19 protein-coding genes (1 of these 19 cut by a window edge) are annotated in these 20496 nt (G+C 64.4%); 3 read left to right on the forward strand and 16 right to left on the reverse strand.

Annotated features, from left to right (window positions below; all coding sequences use genetic code 11):
* Nucleotides 1-916: the 5' portion of a fatty acid desaturase family protein gene (locus ACSYDV_RS19725; protein ID WP_438326001.1), read on the reverse strand. Its footprint begins 176 nt before the window's first position; only the first 916 of its 1092 coding nucleotides appear in the window; its start codon is at nt 914-916; the stop codon falls past the left edge of the window.
* A 128-nt stretch (nt 917-1044) separates the two neighbouring features.
* Here ACSYDV_RS19725 and ACSYDV_RS19730 point away from each other — a divergent pair, with 128 nt between their 5' ends.
* Together ACSYDV_RS19730 and ACSYDV_RS19735 are read left to right on the forward strand one after the other, a co-directional pair.
* A complete protein-coding gene (locus ACSYDV_RS19730; RefSeq protein WP_438325662.1) occupies nt 1045-2226 on the forward strand; it encodes a GNAT family protein in 1182 nt (393 codons plus the stop codon).
* Nucleotides 2226-2513: a putative quinol monooxygenase gene (locus ACSYDV_RS19735; protein ID WP_438325664.1), complete on the forward strand. Its 288-nt coding sequence runs from the start codon at nt 2226-2228 to the stop codon at nt 2511-2513. The genes ACSYDV_RS19730 and ACSYDV_RS19735 overlap by 1 nt, the downstream gene beginning before the upstream one ends.
* 3 nt (nt 2514-2516) lie before the next feature.
* On the opposite strand, the gene xth is transcribed toward ACSYDV_RS19735, so the two are convergent.
* From xth to ACSYDV_RS19770, 7 genes are all read right to left on the reverse strand, one after another.
* A complete protein-coding gene (gene xth / locus ACSYDV_RS19740; protein WP_438325666.1) occupies nt 2517-3290 on the reverse strand; it encodes an exodeoxyribonuclease III in 774 nt (257 codons plus the stop codon).
* A gap of 39 nt (nt 3291-3329) precedes the next feature.
* Nucleotides 3330-3671 carry an iron-sulfur cluster insertion protein ErpA gene (gene erpA / locus ACSYDV_RS19745; RefSeq protein WP_438325667.1) on the reverse strand — a complete coding sequence of 114 codons (342 nt, stop codon included), beginning with the start codon at nt 3669-3671 and terminating at the stop codon, nt 3330-3332.
* Between the two features lie 93 nt (nt 3672-3764).
* On the reverse strand, nt 3765-4397 hold the full coding sequence (locus tag ACSYDV_RS19750; RefSeq protein WP_438325668.1) for a M23 family metallopeptidase: 633 nt from the start codon (nt 4395-4397) through the stop codon (nt 3765-3767).
* Between the two features lie 183 nt (nt 4398-4580).
* A complete protein-coding gene (locus ACSYDV_RS19755; protein ID WP_438325669.1) occupies nt 4581-5372 on the reverse strand; it encodes a ferritin-like domain-containing protein in 792 nt (263 codons plus the stop codon).
* 168 nt (nt 5373-5540) lie between these two features.
* Nucleotides 5541-6008 carry a peroxiredoxin gene (locus ACSYDV_RS19760; protein ID WP_438325671.1) on the reverse strand — a complete coding sequence of 156 codons (468 nt, stop codon included), beginning with the start codon at nt 6006-6008 and terminating at the stop codon, nt 5541-5543.
* Complete coding sequence (locus ACSYDV_RS19765) at nt 6005-8722, reverse strand: bifunctional [glutamine synthetase] adenylyltransferase/[glutamine synthetase]-adenylyl-L-tyrosine phosphorylase (RefSeq protein WP_438325672.1); 2718 nt, start codon at nt 8720-8722, stop codon at nt 6005-6007. Before ACSYDV_RS19765 ends, ACSYDV_RS19760 begins: the two co-directional genes overlap by 4 nt.
* 61 nt (nt 8723-8783) lie before the next feature.
* On the reverse strand, nt 8784-9575 hold the full coding sequence (locus ACSYDV_RS19770) for a response regulator (RefSeq protein WP_438325673.1): 792 nt from the start codon (nt 9573-9575) through the stop codon (nt 8784-8786).
* A 210-nt stretch (nt 9576-9785) separates the two neighbouring features.
* On the opposite strand from ACSYDV_RS19770, the gene ACSYDV_RS19775 reads away from it, so the two are divergent.
* Nucleotides 9786-9956: a NepR family anti-sigma factor gene (locus tag ACSYDV_RS19775; protein WP_438325674.1), complete on the forward strand. Its 171-nt coding sequence runs from the start codon at nt 9786-9788 to the stop codon at nt 9954-9956.
* A 16-nt stretch (nt 9957-9972) separates the two neighbouring features.
* On the opposite strand, the gene tgt is transcribed toward ACSYDV_RS19775, so the two are convergent.
* The 8 genes from tgt to eda all read right to left on the reverse strand — a co-directional run bounded on the left by tgt (nt 9973) and on the right by eda (nt 20493).
* Entirely contained in the window at nt 9973-11097 is a 1125-nt protein-coding gene (gene tgt / locus ACSYDV_RS19780; RefSeq protein ID WP_438325675.1) for a tRNA guanosine(34) transglycosylase Tgt, read from the reverse strand.
* A gap of 191 nt (nt 11098-11288) precedes the next feature.
* Nucleotides 11289-11777, reverse strand: a complete 489-nt coding sequence (locus tag ACSYDV_RS19785) for a hemerythrin domain-containing protein (RefSeq protein ID WP_438325676.1) — start codon at nt 11775-11777, stop codon at nt 11289-11291.
* Nucleotides 11778-11837: 60 nt separating this feature from the next.
* Nucleotides 11838-12686: an alpha/beta hydrolase gene (locus ACSYDV_RS19790; protein ID WP_438325677.1), complete on the reverse strand. Its 849-nt coding sequence runs from the start codon at nt 12684-12686 to the stop codon at nt 11838-11840.
* Nucleotides 12687-12688: 2 nt separating this feature from the next.
* Entirely contained in the window at nt 12689-14137 is a 1449-nt protein-coding gene (locus tag ACSYDV_RS19795; protein ID WP_438325678.1) for a DUF3336 domain-containing protein, read from the reverse strand.
* Between the two features lie 23 nt (nt 14138-14160).
* Nucleotides 14161-15729, reverse strand: a complete 1569-nt coding sequence (locus tag ACSYDV_RS19800) for a wax ester/triacylglycerol synthase family O-acyltransferase (protein ID WP_438325679.1) — start codon at nt 15727-15729, stop codon at nt 14161-14163.
* On the reverse strand, nt 15722-18067 hold the full coding sequence (locus ACSYDV_RS19805) for a glycerol-3-phosphate 1-O-acyltransferase (protein WP_438325680.1): 2346 nt from the start codon (nt 18065-18067) through the stop codon (nt 15722-15724). Before ACSYDV_RS19805 ends, ACSYDV_RS19800 begins: the two co-directional genes overlap by 8 nt.
* Before the next feature lie 105 nt (nt 18068-18172).
* Entirely contained in the window at nt 18173-19750 is a 1578-nt protein-coding gene (locus ACSYDV_RS19810) for an HAD-IB family hydrolase (protein WP_438325681.1), read from the reverse strand.
* Nucleotides 19751-19872: 122 nt separating this feature from the next.
* Nucleotides 19873-20493 carry a bifunctional 4-hydroxy-2-oxoglutarate aldolase/2-dehydro-3-deoxy-phosphogluconate aldolase gene (gene eda / locus ACSYDV_RS19815; RefSeq protein WP_438325683.1) on the reverse strand — a complete coding sequence of 207 codons (621 nt, stop codon included), beginning with the start codon at nt 20491-20493 and terminating at the stop codon, nt 19873-19875.
* Between the last annotated feature and the right edge of the window lie 3 nt (nt 20494-20496).

The raw sequence follows: 20496 nt of genomic DNA on the forward strand, positions 1-20496 counted from the left end.
GATAGCGCAGCCCCACCGGCGCCCACAGTTCGGGCAGCAGGCCCGGCGGCGGCACATTGACGCTGTCGAGGAACTGCGCGGTCACCGTCAGGACTTCGCCGTCATTCTCCCACAGATGCGCCACCAAAGTGCGAATCTGGTTGAGCACCAAGCTGGCGGCGGCAATCGCGCCAAAGATCAGCAGCGCGCGCAGCGGCACCCAGCCGAACACGCCCGAAGCGATCAGCAGCGTCGACCACGCCCATGCGCCACCTTCCTGCCACGCCCATTGACGGCGGAATTCGCCTTCGGGCGGGCGCCGGCGGAACATCGGATTGATGATCATCCCGGAATAACGCTCCATCACGATCCGGCGCAGCGGCGGAATCAGGAACGACAGCGGGGTCAGCACCGCATAGCGGAAGAGCAGCGCAAGCGGCGCAAACGCCGCAGCGACGACGAACAGCGGCACCGTCCACGGCTTCATCAGCGCGAGCGGCAGATATTCGGGATCGTCGACCGTGCCATATTTGGTGCGGTTATGGTGCAGGCTGTGGATGCCTTCATACATGAAGGACGGGATCAGCATCGGCACGCCGACGAGGATGTTCCACATCAGGCGGAAACCCGGCAGCGCATTTTTGCGGATATGGGTCAGTTCATGAATGAAGCTGCCCGCGCGATAGAGGGCCAGCACCGCGACGAATGCGGCGGCCAGCATCCATGCCGTCGAGGGCGCAACAATCGCCGCCGCGACCCCGGCATAGCCGAGGAAGGTCGAGGCGAGAAAATCGGTCCAATAGATACGCGCGCTGGGCGCGGTAAGGTCGCGCGTCAGTTCCGACGCGGCGCGGATCATCGCCATATCGTCGGCGATCGCGGATTTGGGCAGCGCCGCCCCGGACGGAGCCGACAGCCGGTCGACAAGGGTGTTCATCGCTAACATAGCTTCGCTCTTCATCATGATTTCGTGGCAGCAAAATGGCCAAAAGCGGGTCGCCACGGCGGCGGCGATGCCCTAATGCGTCGAGCCGAATATAGGACGCCCATTTCAGGAAACCAGCCATGACCGCGCATTCACAAGGCCCGATCACCATCCACCCTGTCAAAAACAAGGCGGATTTGCGCGAATTTGTCGAGCTGAGCTTCCGGCTCAACCGCGGCGACCCGGCGTGGGTACCGCCGCTGAAGGGCGAGGCTTTCGCCCTGCTCACCCCCGGAAAGAATCCCTGGTTCGAGCATGGCAAGGCGCAATATTTCCTCGCGCGCCGCGACGGCCGCACCGTCGGACGCATCTCGGCCCATATCGACGAACTCGCGCTCGCCCAGCCCGCCGAACAGGGCATGGGACCGGGCACTGGCAACTGGGGGCTGCTTGAGGCCGAGGATGGCGACACGGCGAAGGCGCTGCTGGCCGCCGCCGAAGACTGGCTGCGCACGCAGGGGATGCACCGCGCGCTGGGGCCGCTGTCAATTTCGATCTGGGACGAGCCCGGCCTGCTGATCGAGGGTTTCGACACGCCGCCGACGGTGATGCTCGGCCACAACAGCCCGCTCTATCGCGCCTGGATCGAGGATGCGGGCTATCAACCCGCCAAGCAGTTGCTGAATTATACGGTCGATATCGTCGACGGCTTTCCGCCGCTGATCGATCGCATCGTGGCTGCCGGTGAGAAGAACAGCCGGATCCGCATCCGCAAGGTCGACAAGAGCCGCTTTCATGACGAAGCGCGGCTGATCATGGGAATCCTCAACAACGCCTGGTCGGAAAATTGGGGCTTTGTCCCGCTGACCGACAGCGAGATCGCCCATGTCGGCAAAAAATTGAAAACATTGGTGTTCGAGGACCTGATTCGCGTTGCGGAGGTCGATGGCGAGCCGGTCGCCTTCATGATTGTGCTGCCCAACCTCAACGAGCAGCTCATCGACATGGACGGATCGCTCCTCCCCTTCAACTGGGCGCGCCTGCTGTGGTGGCTGCGCAAACCCCGCGCCATTACGATGCGCGTGCCGCTGATGGGCGTGGTCAAAAGCCTGCAGAACAGCCGCATGGCAAGCACGCTGGCGTTCATGATGATCGAATATATCCGCCGCGACGCGGTGCGCGATTATGGCGCGAAGCGCGGGGATATCGGCTGGGTGCTCGACGACAATCAGGGGATGAACGCGGTCGCGGGAGCGATCGAGGCGAAGGTCAACCGCGTCTATCAGATTTATGACAAGGCGCTGGATCCGGACGCCACCTGATGCTGAAGGTCATCGCAGAGGATTTCATCAAGCCCGAAGCGATCGAAATCGTCCTGCCGCTCTACCGCGAGCTGGTCGAAAAGACGCGGGCCGAGCCGCTGTGCATCGCCTATGACCTGTTTGCGGATCAAAAAGATCCCGGCCATTTCATCTTTATCGAGGAATGGCCCGACCGCGCGGCGCTCGACCATCACTGCCGGACCGGACATTTCACACGACTGGTTCCGCTGATCAACGCGCATCAACGGCAGGACGGCACCTTCATCCTGATGGATGCCGTCGCCTGATCGTCAACTGAGGACGGCCCAGGTCGGGGCGTGGTCGCTCGCCTTTTCGCGGCCGCGATGATCCTTGTCGACACCGGCGTCGACCAGCCGGTCGGCAAGCGCGGGGCTGAGCAGCAGATGATCGATTCGGAAGCCATGGTCGCGCTGCCAGCCGCCCGCCTGATAGTCCCAGAAGGTCCAGATGCCGCCCGCCGGATACCGGCTGCGGATCGCGTCGGTCCAGCCGTCGCCGAGCAGACGAAACCACGCGTCGCGCGATTCGGGCTGCATCAGCGCGTCGTTCGCCATGGGGCCGCGCGGGTCCCACACGTCATCGTCGTGCGGGATGACATTATAGTCGCCGGTCAGGATCGTCGGGATTTCGGACGCCAGCAGGGTTTTGGCGCGCTCGCGCAGCCGCGCCATCCAGCGCAGCTTGTAATCGAACTTCGGTCCCGGTTGCGGATTGCCGTTGGGCAGATAGATGGACGCAACGCGGATGCCGTGGACGTCGGCCTCCAGATAGCGCGACTGTTCGTCCTCATCCTCGCCCGCCAGCCCGCGCTGGGTCTCGACCGGGTGCGCGCCCTTCGCAAGGATTGCGACGCCGTTGAAGCCCTTTTGCCCATGATAGAGAAAGCCGTAACCCGCGGCCTCAATCTCTTTCGTCGGCATGGTTTCATCGCTCGACTTCAGTTCCTGAAGGCAAGCGATGTCGGGCTGGGTCTCTTCGAGCCATTCGACGAGCCGCGGCAAACGGGCCTTGATCCCGTTGATATTGAAGGTCGCGATTTTCATGCCGCACCTATGGCAGCAAGCACGCAGCTTAGAAAGGCGTCAGATCGAGAAGCTGGACCCGCAACCGCAGCCCGAGGCCGCGTTGGGGTTTTCGACCTTGAACGAAGATCCGCCGAGCGAATCGACGAAATCGACGATGCAGCCGCGAACCAGATCGATGCTGACCGAATCGACGACCAGCTTCACCCCGTCGGTTTCCGTGACGATATCGTCATCGTCGATGCTGTCGGCGAGGCCGAAGCGATAGGAAAAGCCCGAGCAGCCACCACCATCGACGGCCAGGCGCAGCATGGCGTCGCCCCCGCCCTTGCGTTCGGCGATCCAGCGGACGCGCGCCGCAGCGGCGGGCGACAGGGTGATTTCGGAAAGCTGCGTGGCCATGGCTGCAACATAGGGGCTTTGGCGCAAATAAAAAGGGCGCCCCGGCCTTTTGACCGGAAGGCGCCCCTCCCTCTCCGACCCAGGAAAGCTATATTATTCGGGACCGCCCATCGCGAGCTTGTTGCCCGTCAGTGCAGCGATCGCCATCTGGTCCGACCGGACGAAGGGCATCGGGTTGACCGGCGCGCCTTCGATGCGGACTTCATAATGGAGGTGGTTGCCCGTCGAGCGGCCGGTCGAACCGACATAGCCGACGATTTCGCCGCGCTTCACCTGTTGGCCAGGGCGGACGATATAGGAAGACATATGGCCGTAGCGCGTCTGGATCATGTTGCCATGTTCGATCTCGACATAATTGCCGTAACCGCCAAGACGCTGCGCGCGGCCAACGATACCGTCGGCGGTCGCGTAGATCGCGGTACCGTGCGGCGCGGGAATGTCGATGCCATTGTGACGCGCGACCTTGCCGGTGATCGGGTGGACGCGCATGCCATAGGATGAGGAAAGCGACATCGCGTCGATCGGGCGGCGCGAGGGCACCGCAACGCCGATTGAGGCGGTGAGCCCGGTGTCGAGACGCTTCCATGCCTGGAAGATCGCGCGGGCTTCGCTGTCTTCGCTGGCCGAAGGCACGCCAGCGGTGAAATTATCTTCATCGGGCTCGTCGGGAACGACGATAGCGGCCGCACTGCCGGCTTCGGCGGCGTGGACGGCTGGCGTGGCCAACCCGAAACATGCTGCCGCGCAAACTATTGCGGCTTGGTGCAACTTCTGCGCCAGAAGAGTGTTAATCAAAGCGACGACCCCGCATTTGCCATGTCGCCAAAGTCTCAAAGGGCCTTGGCGCCGGTGTTTTGTTGGTTTGGATGATTGCTCATCCCCCGCGGAGCCTGTTTGCTGTTCCAATCCTTACGAAGCAATAACGGCGTAGAATTCTTGCGTTAAACCGGCGTCGTGGCGCGCTGAGTCGTTGAACGGAGGTTTCAAAGCCCCCCGGAATCGCGATTTTACGAGGCTTTGCCAGGTTGCGGTCGGCTCGAATCCCCGTTGGTCGCACAGCCAGCCGAACCATGTTGTGCCCGCGCTCACATGCCGGATTTCGTCGGTATAGATGCGCTCCAATATCCGTGCCGACGCCTCGTCGCCGCCGCTGCGAAACCGCTCGATCGTCGCGGGAGTGACGTCGAGCCCGCGCGCCTCGAGCACCATCGGGACGATCGCGAGCCGCGCAAGCGCGTCATCGGCGGTCACTTGCGCCGCCTCCCATAATCCGGCGTGCGCGGGGAGCGCGCCATAATGGCTGCCGAGTGCGCGCAGGCGCCGGTCGAGCAACGCGAAATGCATCGCCTCGTCAGCGGCGACGCCGATCCATTCGTCGACGAAGGCGGGCGGAAACTCCCCGCCGAACCGGCCGATCAGATCGACGGCAAGATCGATCGCGACAAATTCGATATGTGCGAGCGCGTGGAGCAGCGCGATGCGGCCACGCTCGGAACCGCCCTTGCCGCGCTTGGGCATTTGATTCGGTGCGAGCAATTCGGGCGCGGCGGGCCATGCCGGCTGGTCGGGCATTGGGGCGTCGCAGCGGTGAGCGAGCGCCCCCTGTCGCCATGCGCGCGCGAAACGGCGCGCCGCTTTGCGCTTGCCCTGCGGATCGGAAGTCAAAAGGACCGCGCGCGCGGCTTCACCAAGAGTTGTCATTCAAGCCATGTCCAAATCAGAAACACCGTTCGCGTCGAGCCCTTCGACTGCCCGCAGGGCGGGCGCTCAGGATAAACTTCGACTTTTGGTCGAAGTCGAGACGCCGTGCAGGACTGATGGGCGTCTCGACTTCGCTCGACGCGAACGGATGAAGTTCACGGTAGCGTTTTAAAGCGCCTTTGCGGCCTCCAGCACCGCATCGGCATGGCCCTTCACGCGGACCTTGCGCCACTCTTTCGCCAGCTTGCCATCGGCGCCGAACAGGAAGGTCGAGCGTTCGATCCCCATATAGGTGCGGCCGTAATTCTGCTTTTCGACCCAGGTGCCAAAGGCTTCACAGACGGCGCCCTCCTCATCCGAAGCAAGGCGGATGGTCAGCCCGTATTTGTCGCGAAACTTGCAGAGCTTCGCGGGCGCATCGCGCGACACCGCCAGCACCTGCGCGTTCAGATGGGCGAATTCGGGTGCGAGGCGGGTGAAGTCCTGCGCCTCGGTCGTGCAGCCCGGGGTGTCGGCCTTGGGATAGAAATAGACGACCAGCGGCGCGCCCTTCATCGCGGCAAGTTCGATCGCCGCGCCGTCGGCATCGAGAAGTTTGACCACGGGAATCGCGTCTCCGATCGAAAGGCCGCTCATATTGCTGTCTCCTGCTGGGGGAATGCGGTGAGCCGAATCGATGCCCACCAGTTGGCGATCTCCTGCCGCGCCGCATCGTGCGCGGCAAGCAGTTGCAGCCAGCCGGGTTCGCCGCACGCGCTGGCGACAAGTTGCCGCGCCGCTGCCGTCGCGGGCTCACCCTCCGGCGCTGTCAGCCGCAGCATCACGAGCATCCGCGCGAGCAATCCATGGGCTTCACGCACCTCCACCGGGACAAGCCCCACCGCCTTCATGCACGCCAGCGCGGCGGCGATATTCGGATCATGACACCGGCCACTGGCAAGCTGGGTCACCTGCATCGCAAATTCCAAGTCGACGAGTCCGCCGGGACCGCCCTTGATGTCGAGCGCGCCATTGGCGGGCTTATGCGCGGCGATCTTGTCGCGCATCTCACCAGCATCGGCCGCGAGCTTCCCGGGATCGCGCGGGATCGCGAGCAGATCGGCGACGATCCGCTCGACCTCGGCGCGCGCGCCGTCCGATCCATAGACGGGCCGTGCGCGGAGCAGCGCCATATGCTCCCACGTCCAGGCCTCTTCGCGCTGATAGCGATCGAAGCTGTCGAGGGTGACGACGAGCGGCCCCTGCGCGCCCTGCGGGCGGAGCCGCGTATCGACGTCATAGAGCTTGCCCGCCGCAGTCGGCACCGACATCGCCGCGGTCACCCGCTGCGCGAGGCGGTTATAATAGGTCGTCGCGCCGAGCGGGCGCGGCCCGTCGGATTCGGCCAGATGATCGCCGGTGAACAGATAGATGAGATCAAGGTCCGACGCATGCGTCAGCGCGCGCCCACCGAGCCGACCGAGCGCCAGCACGACGAGTTCGCTGTCAGGGATCCGCCCGTGCGCCGCGACAAATTCGGCGATGGTCGCATCGGCAAGCACGCCCAGCGCGGCCTCGGCGAGTTCGGAATAGCCGCAGGCGATGACCAGCGGATCCGTAGCCCCTGCGATCAGCTGCACGCCATAGGCGAAGCGCCGCTCGCCAACCCGGTCGCGCACGCGGTCGAGCAGGCGCTCATAGTCGAGCCCGGCGAGCCCCGGCGCCCATTCGGCGCGCAATTGCTCCTTCGTCGCCGGGGCATCGAAGGCGCGCTGGTCGATCAGTCCCTCGATCAGCTCGACCCGCGCGCCGAGCGCGTCGGCAAGCGTCGGCGCGATCGACAATATGCGCGTCGCGATCTTCGCAAGCGCGGGCTGCGCGGCGAGCAGATGGAAGAAGTTGATCGCGCTGGGAAGCCCCGCGACCAGCTTGTCGAAACGCAGCAACGCGCCCTGCGGATCGGGCGCCGCACCGAGCGCCTTCACCAGTTCGGGCAGCGCGGTTTCGAGCGCATCGAGCGCCGCCGGACTCCGCAGTGCGCGCACTTTGCCGCCGCGCCATTCGGCGATGCTGCGCAGCGCGGTGTCGGGCGGGTCGAACCCCGCCGCGCCGAGCTGGACCGCCAGTTCGCCCTCGTCGCGCGGCAGGCCGGTCGTCGCCGCGCGCTCGACGACGAGCCGGTCGTAACAGGCGCCGACATCGGTAACGACGGGCAGGAGCGCCGCGAGCAGGCCGGCGCCGTCGGCGTGTCCGTCGAGCCGCGCGACGCAATCGAGCGCCGCGGGCTGGGTCGGCAGGCTGTGCGTCTGTTGATCCTCGATCATCTGCAGCCGGTGTTCGATCCGGCGCAGCGTCGCATAATGGCCCGTCAGCCGGTCGGCGACCTCGGCCTCGATACGCCCCGCAGCCGCAAGCGCCGCGAGCGCATCGACCGTCGCCGGCGGCCGCAGCGACGGGTCGCGGCCGCCGTAGATCAGCTGATGCACCTGCGCGAAAAATTCGATCTCGCGAATACCGCCACGCCCGCGTTTCAGGTCATAGCCGGGGCCGAAGGCCTGACCCTGCGCAAAATGGTCGCGGATGCGGTCGCTCATCGCGCCGATTTCCTTGAGCTGCCGGAAATCGAGGCTGCGGCGCCAGATGAAGGGTTGAATCGCCGACAGGAAACGCTCGCCCAACAGGCGGTCCCCCGCCGAGGCGCGCGACCGGATGAACGCCGCCTGCTCCCACGCGAGCGCTTCGGACTCATAATAGGAGATGGCGGCATTCACCGGCAGCACGATCGGCGTCACTTCGGGATGCGGGCGGAGGCGCAGATCGACGCGCAGCACATGGCCGTCGCCGGTGCGCGCCGACAGAATCTCGACCATCCGCCGCGCGATCCGCACCGCCGCCTCACCCGGATCGTCGCGCGAGCGGCGCGGCAATGTTTCGGGATCGAAGATCAAAATCGGGTCGATGTCGGACGAATAGTTGAGTTCGTGACTGCCGAGCTTGCCGAGCGCGATCACCGCCAGCCCCTGCGGCACTTCGCCCGGCACGCGTTCGGCGAAAGCCGCAGCCAGCGCCGCATCGCAGGCGGCATCCGCAAATACCGTCAAGTGGCGCGTCGTCGCCGCGACATCATGTTCGCCCGACAGGTCGCCGAGCGCGAGCAGCAACGCGATCCGTCCGCGCCAGCGGCGCAGGCGAGCCATGATGTCGTCATCGACCGGTGGCGGGGTCACCGCCGCAAGCGCGGCGTCGGCGCCCTCGGCCAGAAAGCGCGTCACATCGTCTGGGTTAAGCTCGGCCAGCCGCGCGAGGAAGGGCGCGTTGGCACAGAGCCGGTCGAGCGCCGACTGGCGGCTGGGAACATCCGGTGCGGTCATCACCCTGCCCTATCACCCGCGCTGCCGCGCGTGACAAGGGTCAGTGTGACCGGAAGGCGGATCAGGCGGGAACCGTCGATTCGTCGAAGAACAGAACCTGCGAAATCGCCGCGCGCAGCGTCGCGGGCTGATAGGGCTTGGTGAGCAGGAAGGCCGGTTCGGGCCGGTCGCCGGTCAGCAACCGCTCGGGGAAAGCGGTGATGAAGATGACGGGGACGGCGAGGTCGGTCAGGATTTCCTGCACCGCCTCGATCCCCGAGCTGTTGTCGGCGAGCTGGATGTCGGCGAGTACGAGCCCCGGCTTGTGGGTCTTTGCCTCGTCAACCGCCTCGCGGTGCGTGGTCGCGACGCCGACGACGTCATGGCCGAGGTCGCGGACGATCATTTCGATATCCATCGCGATGATCGGCTCGTCTTCGATGATCAGGATGCGCGCGCGCGTCTGACGGTCGATCTCGTCGGTGGCCTCGGCGATAAGGCCGCGCACGGCATCGGCATCGCGGCCGATGATGCGGCCGGTGTCTTCGGCGCTGAAACCCTCGACCGCGGTCAACAGCAGCGCCTGCCGCGCGAGCGACGGGATGCGGCGCAAGCGGGCATCGGCGATCGCGATGTCGGCGCCGCCGGGCTCGTCACCCGCCGCCTGTTCAGAGACGAGGCCGAAATTGTCATGGACCATACGATAGAGCTGGATTCGCAGGTCGTGACCAATGTCGACCGCGTCGGGATGCGCCACCAGCGTCTCGAGCAGGCGCGCAACCAGCGCATCACCGCTCTGCTGACTCCCCGAAATCGCCCGGCCATAACGACGCAGATAGGGAAGATGCGGCGCGATCGCCTGACCCAATGACATATAATTCCTCCTCAAACAGGACCAAGCCCGCCTCGAAACCCGCAGAAAAGCGGGACAATAGCGCGTGCACATCGCCCGCGCCCGACATAATTATGCCATAGCGGAACGATTTAGCCGCAAAATAGTTTCATACCGAACGAACGAAGGCGCATTGCAGTTTGGTGTATGCGCGGTTAGCAACAGGCCATATGTCCAACGGATGCTTTGATAATGTCGTCTGAATCTGGCCCGTCGCCCAAAAAGCCGGCCGGAAACGACGCGGAAAAGAAAATCCCCAGCAAGTCGCAGGACGTGAATAGCGCCCTGCGTCGCGCTTATGAGTCTGCGGTCGACGAAGTGATCCCGCAGTCGATGCTCGACCTGCTCAACAAACTCGACTGATTAGCGTCGAGACCAGTCAGCGCTTGTAACGCGCGTCGAAATCGCTCTGGAAAGCCGCGAAGCGCCCGGCGGCGATCGCATCGCGCATTCCCTGCATCAGATCCTGATAGAAATGCAGATTATGCTGCGTCATCAGCATCGCGCCGAGCATCTCCCCCGAGCGGACGAGATGATGGAGATAGGCGCGCGACCAGGTGGTGCACACCGGGCAGGCGCATGACGCGTCGAGCGGCCCCATATCTTCGGCATGCTTCGCGTTGCGGATGTTGAGCGGGCCGTCCCAGGTAAAGGCCTGGCCGTTGCGCCCCGACCGCGTCGGCAACACGCAATCGAACATATCGACCCCGCGCGCAACCGCGCCGACCAGATCGTCGGGCTTGCCGACCCCCATCAGATAGCGCGGCTTGTCGGCAGGAAGCTGCGCGGGTGCGAAATCGAGGACGCCGAACATGGCCTCTTGCCCCTCGCCCACCGCGAGCCCGCCTATCGCATAGCCGTCGAAGCCGATATCGGTCAGCGCCGCGGCCGAACGCGCGCGCAATGTCTCGTCGAGCGATCCCTGCTGAATTCCGAACAGCGCCGACCGCTCGGCATGCTCACCGCCGGCGTCGAAACCCGCACGGCTGCGCGCCGCCCAGCGCATCGAGCGATCCATGCTCGCCTCGGCGCGCTTGGCATCGACTCCGTTCGGCGGGCATTCGTCGAACGCCATCACAATGTCGCTGCCGAGCAGCCGCTGGATTTCCATCGAGCGTTCGGGCGTGAGCATGTGGCGCGAGCCGTCGAGGTGGCTTTTGAAAGCGACGCCTTCCTCGCTCTGTTTGGTCAGCGCCGACAGGCTCATCACCTGATAACCACCGCTGTCGGTCAGGATTGGCCGGTCCCAGCCCATGAAATTGTGCAGGCCGCCCAGCCGCGCCATCCGCTCGGCGGTCGGGCGCAACATCAGATGATAGGTGTTGCCAAGGATGATGTCTGCACCGGTCGCGCGAACCTCGGCGGGCCGCATCGCCTTCACCGTCGCCGCCGTGCCGACCGGCATGAAGGCCGGGGTCCGAATCTCGCCGCGCCTCATGGTGATGGTGCCGGTGCGCGCGGCGCCATCGGTCGCAGCGATCGAGAAAGCGAATCTGTCAGTCATGGCGCGCGCCTATGGCGAGGAAAGCGCCAAAAGTCGAGGTTCAGACCGATCCTCCCTGTGGCGCAGCCATGGGGAGGTGGCAGCGCGAAGCGCTGACGGAGGGGCTTTGGCGCTCGCGTCGCCGCCCCTCCACCACGCCCTCCGGGCGCGGTCCCCCTCCCCATCGCTGCGCGACAGGGAGGATTTAATAGCTATTCCTTCGCCTCCTCGCTCGACGGCTCCTCGGCAGCGGCCTTCGCTTTCTCCTTTGGCTTTGCCTTTTCAAAGATCACCGCGAGTTCCTTTTTCTTCGCGTCCGACAGGCCTTCCTCAGCCTCCGGGAACATCTCTTCCTCTTCTTCCTCGATATGGTGGAGATAGCGGTGCTTCATTGTGCGAAAGCGCGTCAGCCAGCCGGTCGAGGCGAAATCCATCTCGTAAAGCTCGGTCAGCAGGTCGTCGATTTCCTTATGCTCCGCGACGCTGTGCTGCGCCTCGTCGCGAAGGTCCGGCTTGCCAAGCATCGTCGCATAGAGCGACATTTCCTCCGACGCCGCGTGCGCGGTCACCTCGACGCGAAACGCCTCGAACAGCTTTTCGCGTTCGGGGCTGTCGCCCTGCGTGTCGTCGATCTGCCCCAGCAATTTGCGGTGGCGGTCATGATCGGCCTTCAGCCGCGCAAAGATTTTGGTCTCGGCCATGGGTCTTCTCCTCGGGGAAAAGAACGGCTGGCGGTGACGGGAGTTCCGCCGTGCGGCCTGTCAGCGGGCGATATGCGCGTCGAACCAGCCGAGCAGGTCGTCGAGTACCGCATCCTGTTCGGGCTCGTTGTAAATTTCGTGAAACAGGCCGGGATAGATTTTGAGCGTCTTGTCGGCCGACGACACATGCTCGAACAAATAGCGCGAACCGTCGGGCGCGGTCAGGCGGTCGGCCTCGCCATGCTGGATCAGAATCGGCAGCGTGATTGTGGGCGCTCCCGCCTGCGCCGCGGCCATGGCATCCATAAACTCTTTGCCAAGCCGCGCGCCGATCTTGCCCGGATAGACGAGCGGATCGGCTTGATAGGCGGCGACCACCGCGGGATCGCGGCTCACGCCGCTGGCGTCGAGCGCCAATACGCCAAGGCGCGGAAAGAAGCGCGAGAGGAAGCGGCTGATCCAGACGGTGAAGCGCGAGGGGGGAGCAGCGGGCAGGATCGCAGGGCCCGAGAGCGCGGCTGCGACAAACGCCTGCTGCCGCTCGATCAGGAACAGGGTCGCAATCAGCCCGCCCATGCTGTGCCCGAGCAGCAGGCGCGGCGTATCGGCATGATTGACTTCGACCAGCGTCAGCAGTTCCGCCATCCCGTCGATGAAGGCCGAAAAGCGCGGAACGAAACCCGGGGTGCCGTCCGATCGGCCATGCCCCCAATGGTCGATCGCATAGAGTGCATAGCCGGCGTCGGTCAGCCGCTTCGCGACATGGTCATAGCGCCCGGCATGTTCGGCATAGCCATGCGCGAGCAGGACAATGGCGCGCGGGCGACCTGCGGGCAGCCAGTGGGTGACGTGCAGCTTTGCGCCTGCGCCCGCCGATCCCGCCGGCAGGATCACCGCGCCCGCCGCCATGCTCAGCGCACCGCCTTTTGAAGCGCGGCGCTGCGGTGGCCGGGGCCGTCGTCGCCGGCCTTGTCGATCTTCGCCAAAATCCCCTCGAGCGCGCGACTGATCGCGGTCTGGGTGCGGACCATCTCGACCTTCGGCCACGCGGTTCGTTCACCGGTGTCGATCAACTCGTCAATGTCGTCTTGCGACAGATCGGAGAGGATCTTCGTGGGCGACCAGAATTTAGGCGGGCGGATGATGTTGATGTCGCCGGTATATTCCTGGTTGATCACCGATCGCGCCATATTGGCGAGGCTGTTGAGCGGCGGCACCCATCCCAACGGCTTCTGAAAGATCACCATATTCGCGTTGAGCCACGCTTTGAACGTCGTCATCGACGCATGCTGGATGGCCTCAATCGGCGCCATCTGCTTGCGCGTGTCGGTCGCGAAAGGCAGCGCGATCGGGTTCGCCTGGCTGACGATATGATGGTTCACACCGTAAAGGCGTTCGAGCCGCTTGGTCGGGATATCGTGGGTCACCGATCCGTCGACCCAGCGCCGGTCGGGCTGGTAGGGCACGCGCGCGCCGCTGTCGTCGCGCGCCATCAGCATGACCGGCGGGAACACGCCCGGCACCGCGCACGATGCCAGCACGGCTTCGCGGATCAGCACATTGGGGGCGGTGATCGCGTTGAGCAACCGGCCGTTCTGATGCTTTTCCGCCGGGGCGACCGACACGTTGAGGTGGCGGCCGCTGATTTCATAGGCTTCCTGAAAGGTCAGGTCGGGGATCAGGTCGGCGAGCCGCTCGCGCACTTCGTCGGGCACAAGCCGCCTTTGCTCGGGATCGCGGGCCGGGTTGGCGAGGCGCTCGCTTGCAAGGAAAGCGCCGATATCGGCATTCTTGCGTGTGCAGACCACCGCGGCGACGATCGACCCGCCGCTCGCCCCGGACATGATCGCGGGCAGGACGCCTTCTTCCCACAAAGCCTTCACCGCGCCGATATGGAAGAACAGGAAGCTGCCCGAACCGGAGAGCAACAGCGCCGAGCGGCCGTAGCAATGCTGCGCGCGGCGGAAAAAATCGCGTTTTTCGTCACGGCTGATGCTGCGCGCGGCGGCGATCTTGTCGAGCGATGCGACGACCTCGGCGATATAGTCCTCGATCAGTTTTTTCGTTCCGAAGCGGGCCTTTTGATACAGCCGCTCGTGCCCCATGCCGTCGATATTGCCGTGGATGCCTTCGTTGAGCACGAAGAGCAGCCCCTTGACGTCGCCCGCCGCCGACAGCTTGCGCAGCTTTTCGAGCCGCGCGCGGATCGCCTTATAATCGAAATGCTTGCTTTCGTCGGCATCGCGCCACGCCTGCAGCCCCGATTTCTTGTCATGTTCGCGCGCCGCCTTCGACCATGCGGCATAGTCGGTGGCGGTCACCAGATCGCGGTCGGCGCTGAGCGTCGGGGTGAAGAGCATTCGGTAATCCTGCGAGAGCATCGTTATTTTTTTCGAGTCTTGCCGGTTGCGTTCGCTTTAGCAACCGGTTTCACCCTGCTCTTTGTCGCAGTCCGGGCCGCGGGTTTCGGTTTGGTCGAAGGTTTGGGGGCCGGTTTCGGTGCCGCTTTCGGCTTTGCCGTAGCGGCCTTTGGCTTTTCGGGTTTCGGTGTCGCCGCCATCAAATCGGCGAAACTTTCGTCGATGCACTCGCGAAAGAAAGCGATGTCGGGCATGATTGACCGCTCGCAAACGATCGAGAAGGCGATGCGTCCGTTATAGCTCGGCGTCGCGACGAACAGCCCCATATTGTTCGCGAGCGGCGCCATCCCGTGCTGCTGCACCAGCTGCGCGCCCGTAAGATACAGCGGCACCTGCGCCCCCGGCACGTTCGAGATGAAAAGATTGGTCCCACGCACCGCGAATCTTTCGCTGGTGACCAGCCGCGCGACCGCCGCCATCGTTGCGCCCGGAATATGCTGCGACAGGTCGGTCATGATCCGCGCGCTGACCCCCGCCTTCGCTTCCTTCGCCTCGACCGTATAGTCGCGGACCGCGGCGAGCCGTTCGAGCGGATCGGCGATGTCGGTGCGGATCGGCACGCTCATCGCCGACACCTGATTGCCTGGCTTCGACGCTTTTCCGCCTTTGCCACGCAAATTGATCGGCGCGACCGCGACCAGGCTGTCCTTCGGCAATTCCTTATGCTTCGCCAGATATTTGCGCAGCGCCCCCCCGACGGTGGTCAGCACGACATCGTTGACCGTCGCGCCGGGGACCTTCTTGCGGATCTCCGCCACATCGGTCAACGCAACGGTCGTGGCGTCGAACATCTTATGCGGGCCGATGGGGGCGTTGAAGCGCGTTTCGGGGACACCAGCGGTCATCCCGCCTTCGGATATCGACTTGCGCGCCGAGGCGATGATCGCGGGCGACATTTTCATCAGCGCATTCATGAACTTGACGGGCGACTGCATCGACGCCGACCAGGCCCGTGACAATGTTTCAGTGCTCGACGGCGCCTTGCCGAGGTCTTCGACGGGCGGCGGTTCTGCAATCGCGGGCGTGCCCTTCGCATCGATGTCGCTCATCGCGATGAAAGCATGCGCGCCCGACGCACCATCGACCGCCGCGTGGTGGACGCGGTGGAGCATCGCGAAGCTGCCTTTCGGGATGCCGGGAATGCGGTCGAGTCCCTCGATGATATAAATGTCCCAGAGCGGGCGGTTCATATCCATCGGTTTCGAGAAATAGCGCGCGACCGCGATGCAGAATTGCCGCCAGTCGCCGGGTTCGGGCAGCCGCGCGTGGCTCATATGCGCCTCGATATCGAAATGTTCGTCCTCGACCCAATAGGGATGGTCCATGTCGAACGGCAGGCGGTGAAGCCTGCGCTTGAATAGCGGCGAGGTGTCGACGCGGTTTTCGACGTGGCGGATGATATCCTTGAAGCGCACAAAACCGCCCGGCGCGGTCGAGGGGTCGTAGATATAGACCCCCATGATATGGGTCAGATTGTTTGCCGTCTGGGTGTAGAGGAACTGGGCGTCCTGCGCGCTGAGTTGCTTAAGCATCTGATCCTCCTCGGGTCGGCAAACGATCTGCCAGCGCCAGCGTCGTGAGGCGCATCGATTCCATCACATTGGCGAGGCCGCGCAGTTCAACCAGCAACGCCCGGCGCGCGATCAGGCTGTCGGGCGTCGCGGTCTCGGCGAGCCCCATGTGGCGGATCAGCGACAGCCCGTTGGCGAACAGCAATTTCCCGATCGCCGCCTCGCTGCTGATCCGGCGGAGCAGCCAGGCCTGTTTGCCCTCGGTCAGCGCCGCGTCGAGCAGCGTCTTTTCGTCGATCTCGTCACCCGGCCGCGCGCGCGCCAATATTTCGGCGACGACCGAATAGGCCTCGGCGAAGGGCAGCAATATCGCGTGACCCACAAGCGGCTGACAGCGACGGATCAGCTGCGCGACGCCGCGGTCGCCGCTAGCGAGACGCCGATCCCACACGGGGTCGATGCGTTCGAGTTCGGCCTCCAGCGCCGCCCGATGCTCGTCGCGCGGCGGATAGAAAAATTCGAATTTGAACAGATCGCGCAGCCGGTCGATCTTGGCCCAGAAGACCGCGGTCGCGTCGCGGCTGTCGGCGTCGCGCAGTTCGCACAGCGCGAGTTCGATCATCGCGCGGTCGAGGAAATGATGCGCGATGATGTTGCGATAATAGCTCGCCATCGGATGCTTCGCGGGCTCGATCGAATAGACATTTTCGCTGCCCGCCTCATAGCGCGTGAGTAGCCCGCTCGCGACGAGCGTGTCGATCGTCGCGGATAGCGCCGCCTCGCCGCCGCTTTCGAGTTCGCGGCTGAGGCGGATGCCCCGCGCCCGCGCCCAGTCGGTCACCGCGCCGATGGTGGCGAGCAATTCGGCCGCCGTGACGCCGCGCGGCGCGGTGCCGAGCAGGATCAGGCACATCACCGACGTGACGGTGAGCGGGGTCACCCGGTTCGCCTCGACCGCCACGGCAAAGGCGATCTTCTCGAGCGCGCGCTTGTCGTCGGGACCGGGAGCCTCGTCGATCACCACGGGTTCGCCGATGTCGAGCCGGATGCGGCCCGACGGTTCCCTGAGGCTCTTCATATAGCCGAGGAACCAGCTCAGCGATTCGGGTTTCTTGCTCCGCCCCGTCTGCTCGGCGGCATATTCCTCGACATCGCGGATGAGGTCGAAGCTGGTGACGAAGGGGACGAAATGCACATCGCGCGTGCCGGTGGCGTGCGCGGCGTCGAGAACATATTTCATCAGCCCGTATTTGGGCGGCATCAATTTGCCGAGCCGCGAGCGCGTGCCTTCGAACGCCCATGACAGGGGGAAACGCTTGGCGAGCAACCACGCGATATAGTGGCGCAGCACCGCCTTATAGACCGGCTGATCCTGAAAACTGCGGCGGATGAAGATCATCCCCGACCGGCGGAAAAACTCGCCCATCACCGCAAAATCAAGATTGGCGCCGCCGAAGCTGTGGAGCATCGGCAAGTCATTCTCATAGGTCAGCCGGCTGGGGGTTGCGCCATCGATATAGGTTTTGTGGGTGAAGAGGATCGCCGTCGGATGCTCGCGCAAAATCGAGCGAAGCCGCGCGAGTTCGACAGCGTCAACTTCCATTTCCGGCGCGTAACCGCCGAACATCATGCGGTCGAGGCGGGCGCGGAGGTCGAGGAAGAGCGCCGAAGGCCGCGCGATGACCTCCTTCATCAGCGGCCGCGCCTCGCGGAAGAGGTCGGCGACCGGACGGCCGGTCGCTTCAGACAGCTCGGCGAGCGCGGCGCGGAATTTGGGGCTGGTCCGCAGGCCGTCGGCGACGAAGCGCGGCACCTTGTAGCGGGTGCCGCGGATGCCGCGTTCGGCGACATCGAGCGCAAGCCCCGCCTGCCGCGCGACAAAGCCCGCATATTCGGTGCCGTCTTCGTCGCAGCCGCCGCCGGTCTGGGCAAGAAAGCGGGTCTTGAGCGTCGCCCCGGTCGCCGCCTCCCCCACCAGTATCTGCGCGCGGCGGCGGTCGCGGAGCAGGATCAACCGCGCGCGCAGCGATCCCGGCTGGCGCGGATCGCCGAAAATCAGGTGACGGAGCTTGAGAGCACGGTCGCGCTCAAAATTGGGGATGCGCCACGCGACGCGCAGCGGCACGACCGGCCGTTCCGCCCCGTCGGCGAGGCGTTCCTGCAGCTGATCGAGGTCGAGCGCATGGTCACCGTCGGCGATCGACAGGCTGACCCACAACGGTTCCTGATCGCCCGAGGTCGCGTGGATCCAGTCGAGCAGGATCCGCCGCTCGATGCGGTTGCGGGCATCGATGATGTAGAGGCGATCGGTAGTGCCGACATCTATCGCGGAGGGGATGCGGGGCGTTCCGTCAGCCATGGCTCACACCCTCTCCGTCATTGCGAGCGAAGCGAAGCAATCCAGTGTTGAGCAAGCCGCTCTGGATTGCTTCGCTTCGCTCGCAATGACGAGATGATACATGCTTTAGGCTGTCCTTCCTCTGCCCGGGGAAGATTTCTTCGCAGGCGTTTTTTTCGTCGCCGCCACTTTCTTGACCGGGGCCTTTTTCGGCGCCGGCTTTTCAGCCTTCACCTCAGGCGCCGGCTCCTTCGCTACCGATTCCGCGACCGTCTCTTCTGCCTGTCCCAGCGTGCGCAGGAACATGTTGCGGACGTCGCGGACGTGCGCGTTGATCGTCCTCGGGCTCCATTCCGACGTATCGACGGGATCGAGCACGGTGACGCGCACCGTCGCGGGGCGCATGACGAACTCATTTTTGGGCGCGACGTCGGTCGCATTGTGAATCACGATCGGGACGATCGGCACCCCCGCCTGCATCGCCAGATGGAACGCGCCTTTCTTGAACGGTTCGAGCTTCGGCGTAAGGCTGCGCGTGCCTTCGGGCGAGATGCAGATCGATTTGCCTTCTTGCCGGATCGCCTCCACGAGCGGTTCCATCGCCTTGATCGCGCTCTTGCCGTCGGCGCGGTCGACGAAGACGGTGCCGCCCCATTCCATCAGCTTGCCGAGGATGGGGATATCCTTGATCTCTTTCTTGCCCACCCCGCCCATGTCACGGCGGATGAGCTTGGCGAGGATCATCACGTCCGCTTTGCTCTGGTGATTGAAGATAAACACGCACGGGCGCGCCGCCCACAGATTCTTCTCCCCCTCTACATCGAGTTCGACCCCGGTGATCGCGGTCGCGAAATCGCCGAACAGACCGATCGAAAAATTCGCCGCCTCGCGCTGCGAGCGCGTCAGCGCCCAGATCGGCAGCCCCGCAGCAAAAGCGCCGACGAGCGAGCCGGTGGCATAAATGGTGCGCGTATAATCGACCCAGCTCGGCGTCCCGCGGCTACCGAAACGCTGCACCGGCCAGCCATTTTCCTCGGCGATAGCTTTCAGTTTGAGGTTGGGATTGAGCGGGCGCGGCTTGCCAACGCGTTCGAGCAGTTCGAGATCGTCGTCGCTGTCCGAATAGAAAAAGCTCTGGTCGAGATCGAGGCCATATTCCTCGGCGAGTTCCTCGGCGGCAAGAACCTTGCCCTCACCGAAACAGAGCGGCCGGATGATCTCGCCGGTGAAGACGCCATCCTCGATTTCATAGGCCGAGCATTTGATGTCGGAGATGCCGAGGTCGCGCGCGGTCGGTTCGATCTGGTAGATCGTCGCCGACGAGATGATCGCGACGCGGTGCCCCTTTGCCTGATGCGCCTCGATGATCGCCCGGGTTTCGGGATAGATTTTGCGCGCGATATGCTTTTTGTAGAGTTCTTCGCCGAACGCGACGAAGCTTTCCTCGTCGACGCCCTTCATGAACTTCGCCGCACCCGACATCAGCCCTGAAAAGCCGATCGTGCCAAGGCTGTGCTGGGCAATCACCTGCGCGGTTTCGGCGATTTCCTCGACCGACATTTCGCGGCGCTGGAATTTTTCGCGGAGCATCGCGGTCGCCGAATAGCCCGATATGATCGTGCCGTCGAAATCGAAGAGTGCGGCGATATGCGGTCCGGGTTCGGACGCGAGAACTTCTTCCAGATGCGGCTCGGGTCTTGGCACGCAATTCTCCCCACCAACGGCTTGTCTGCCGCCTTATGCCTGCACGATGGCAGGTAAAATGGGGTTAATCAATGCACCCAATTCACAGAAAAAGACCGTCCCGGCATTCGCCGGGACAGTGATCAGGGACGAAGCGCAGCGGCTTCCTTCGCCAAGGCCTCGATCCGCGCGGGGTCGAGTGGACCTGACGGGACAACCCAGCTGCCGCCGACGCAAAGCACCGGATCCAGCGCAAGCCATTCGGGCGCATTCGCGGCGCTGATTCCACCGGTGGGGCAGAAGCGCGCCTGACCGAAGGGGCCAGCGAGCGCTTTCAGAGCCGGAATGCCGCCGCTGGTCGCCGCGGGGAAGAATTTGAAGCGTTCGAGCCCGAGGTCGAGCCCGCGCATGATGTCGCCGGCATTGGCGATGCCGGGGAGGAAGGGAATGCCGCTGGCGACCGCCGCCCTGCCGAGATTGTCGGTGAGGCCGGGCGAGACGATGAATTCGGAGCCCGCGTCAATGGCGGCACCGAGCATCGCCGGATTGAGCACCGTGCCCGCGCCAACGACGGCGCCCTTCACGGACTTCATCGCGGCGATGGCGTCGAGCGCGGCGGGGGTGCGCAGCGTGACTTCGAGTACCGTCAGGCCGCCCGCAACCAGCGCCTCGGCCATCGGCACGGCGTCCTCGACCCGGTCGATCACGATCACGGGGATGACGGGCGCGAGGCGCATAATCTGGTCGATGCTTTTGTCGGTCATTCT

This window comes from Sphingopyxis selenitireducens, from assembly GCF_051550705.1.
Lineage (GTDB): Bacteria > Pseudomonadota > Alphaproteobacteria > Sphingomonadales > Sphingomonadaceae > Sphingopyxis.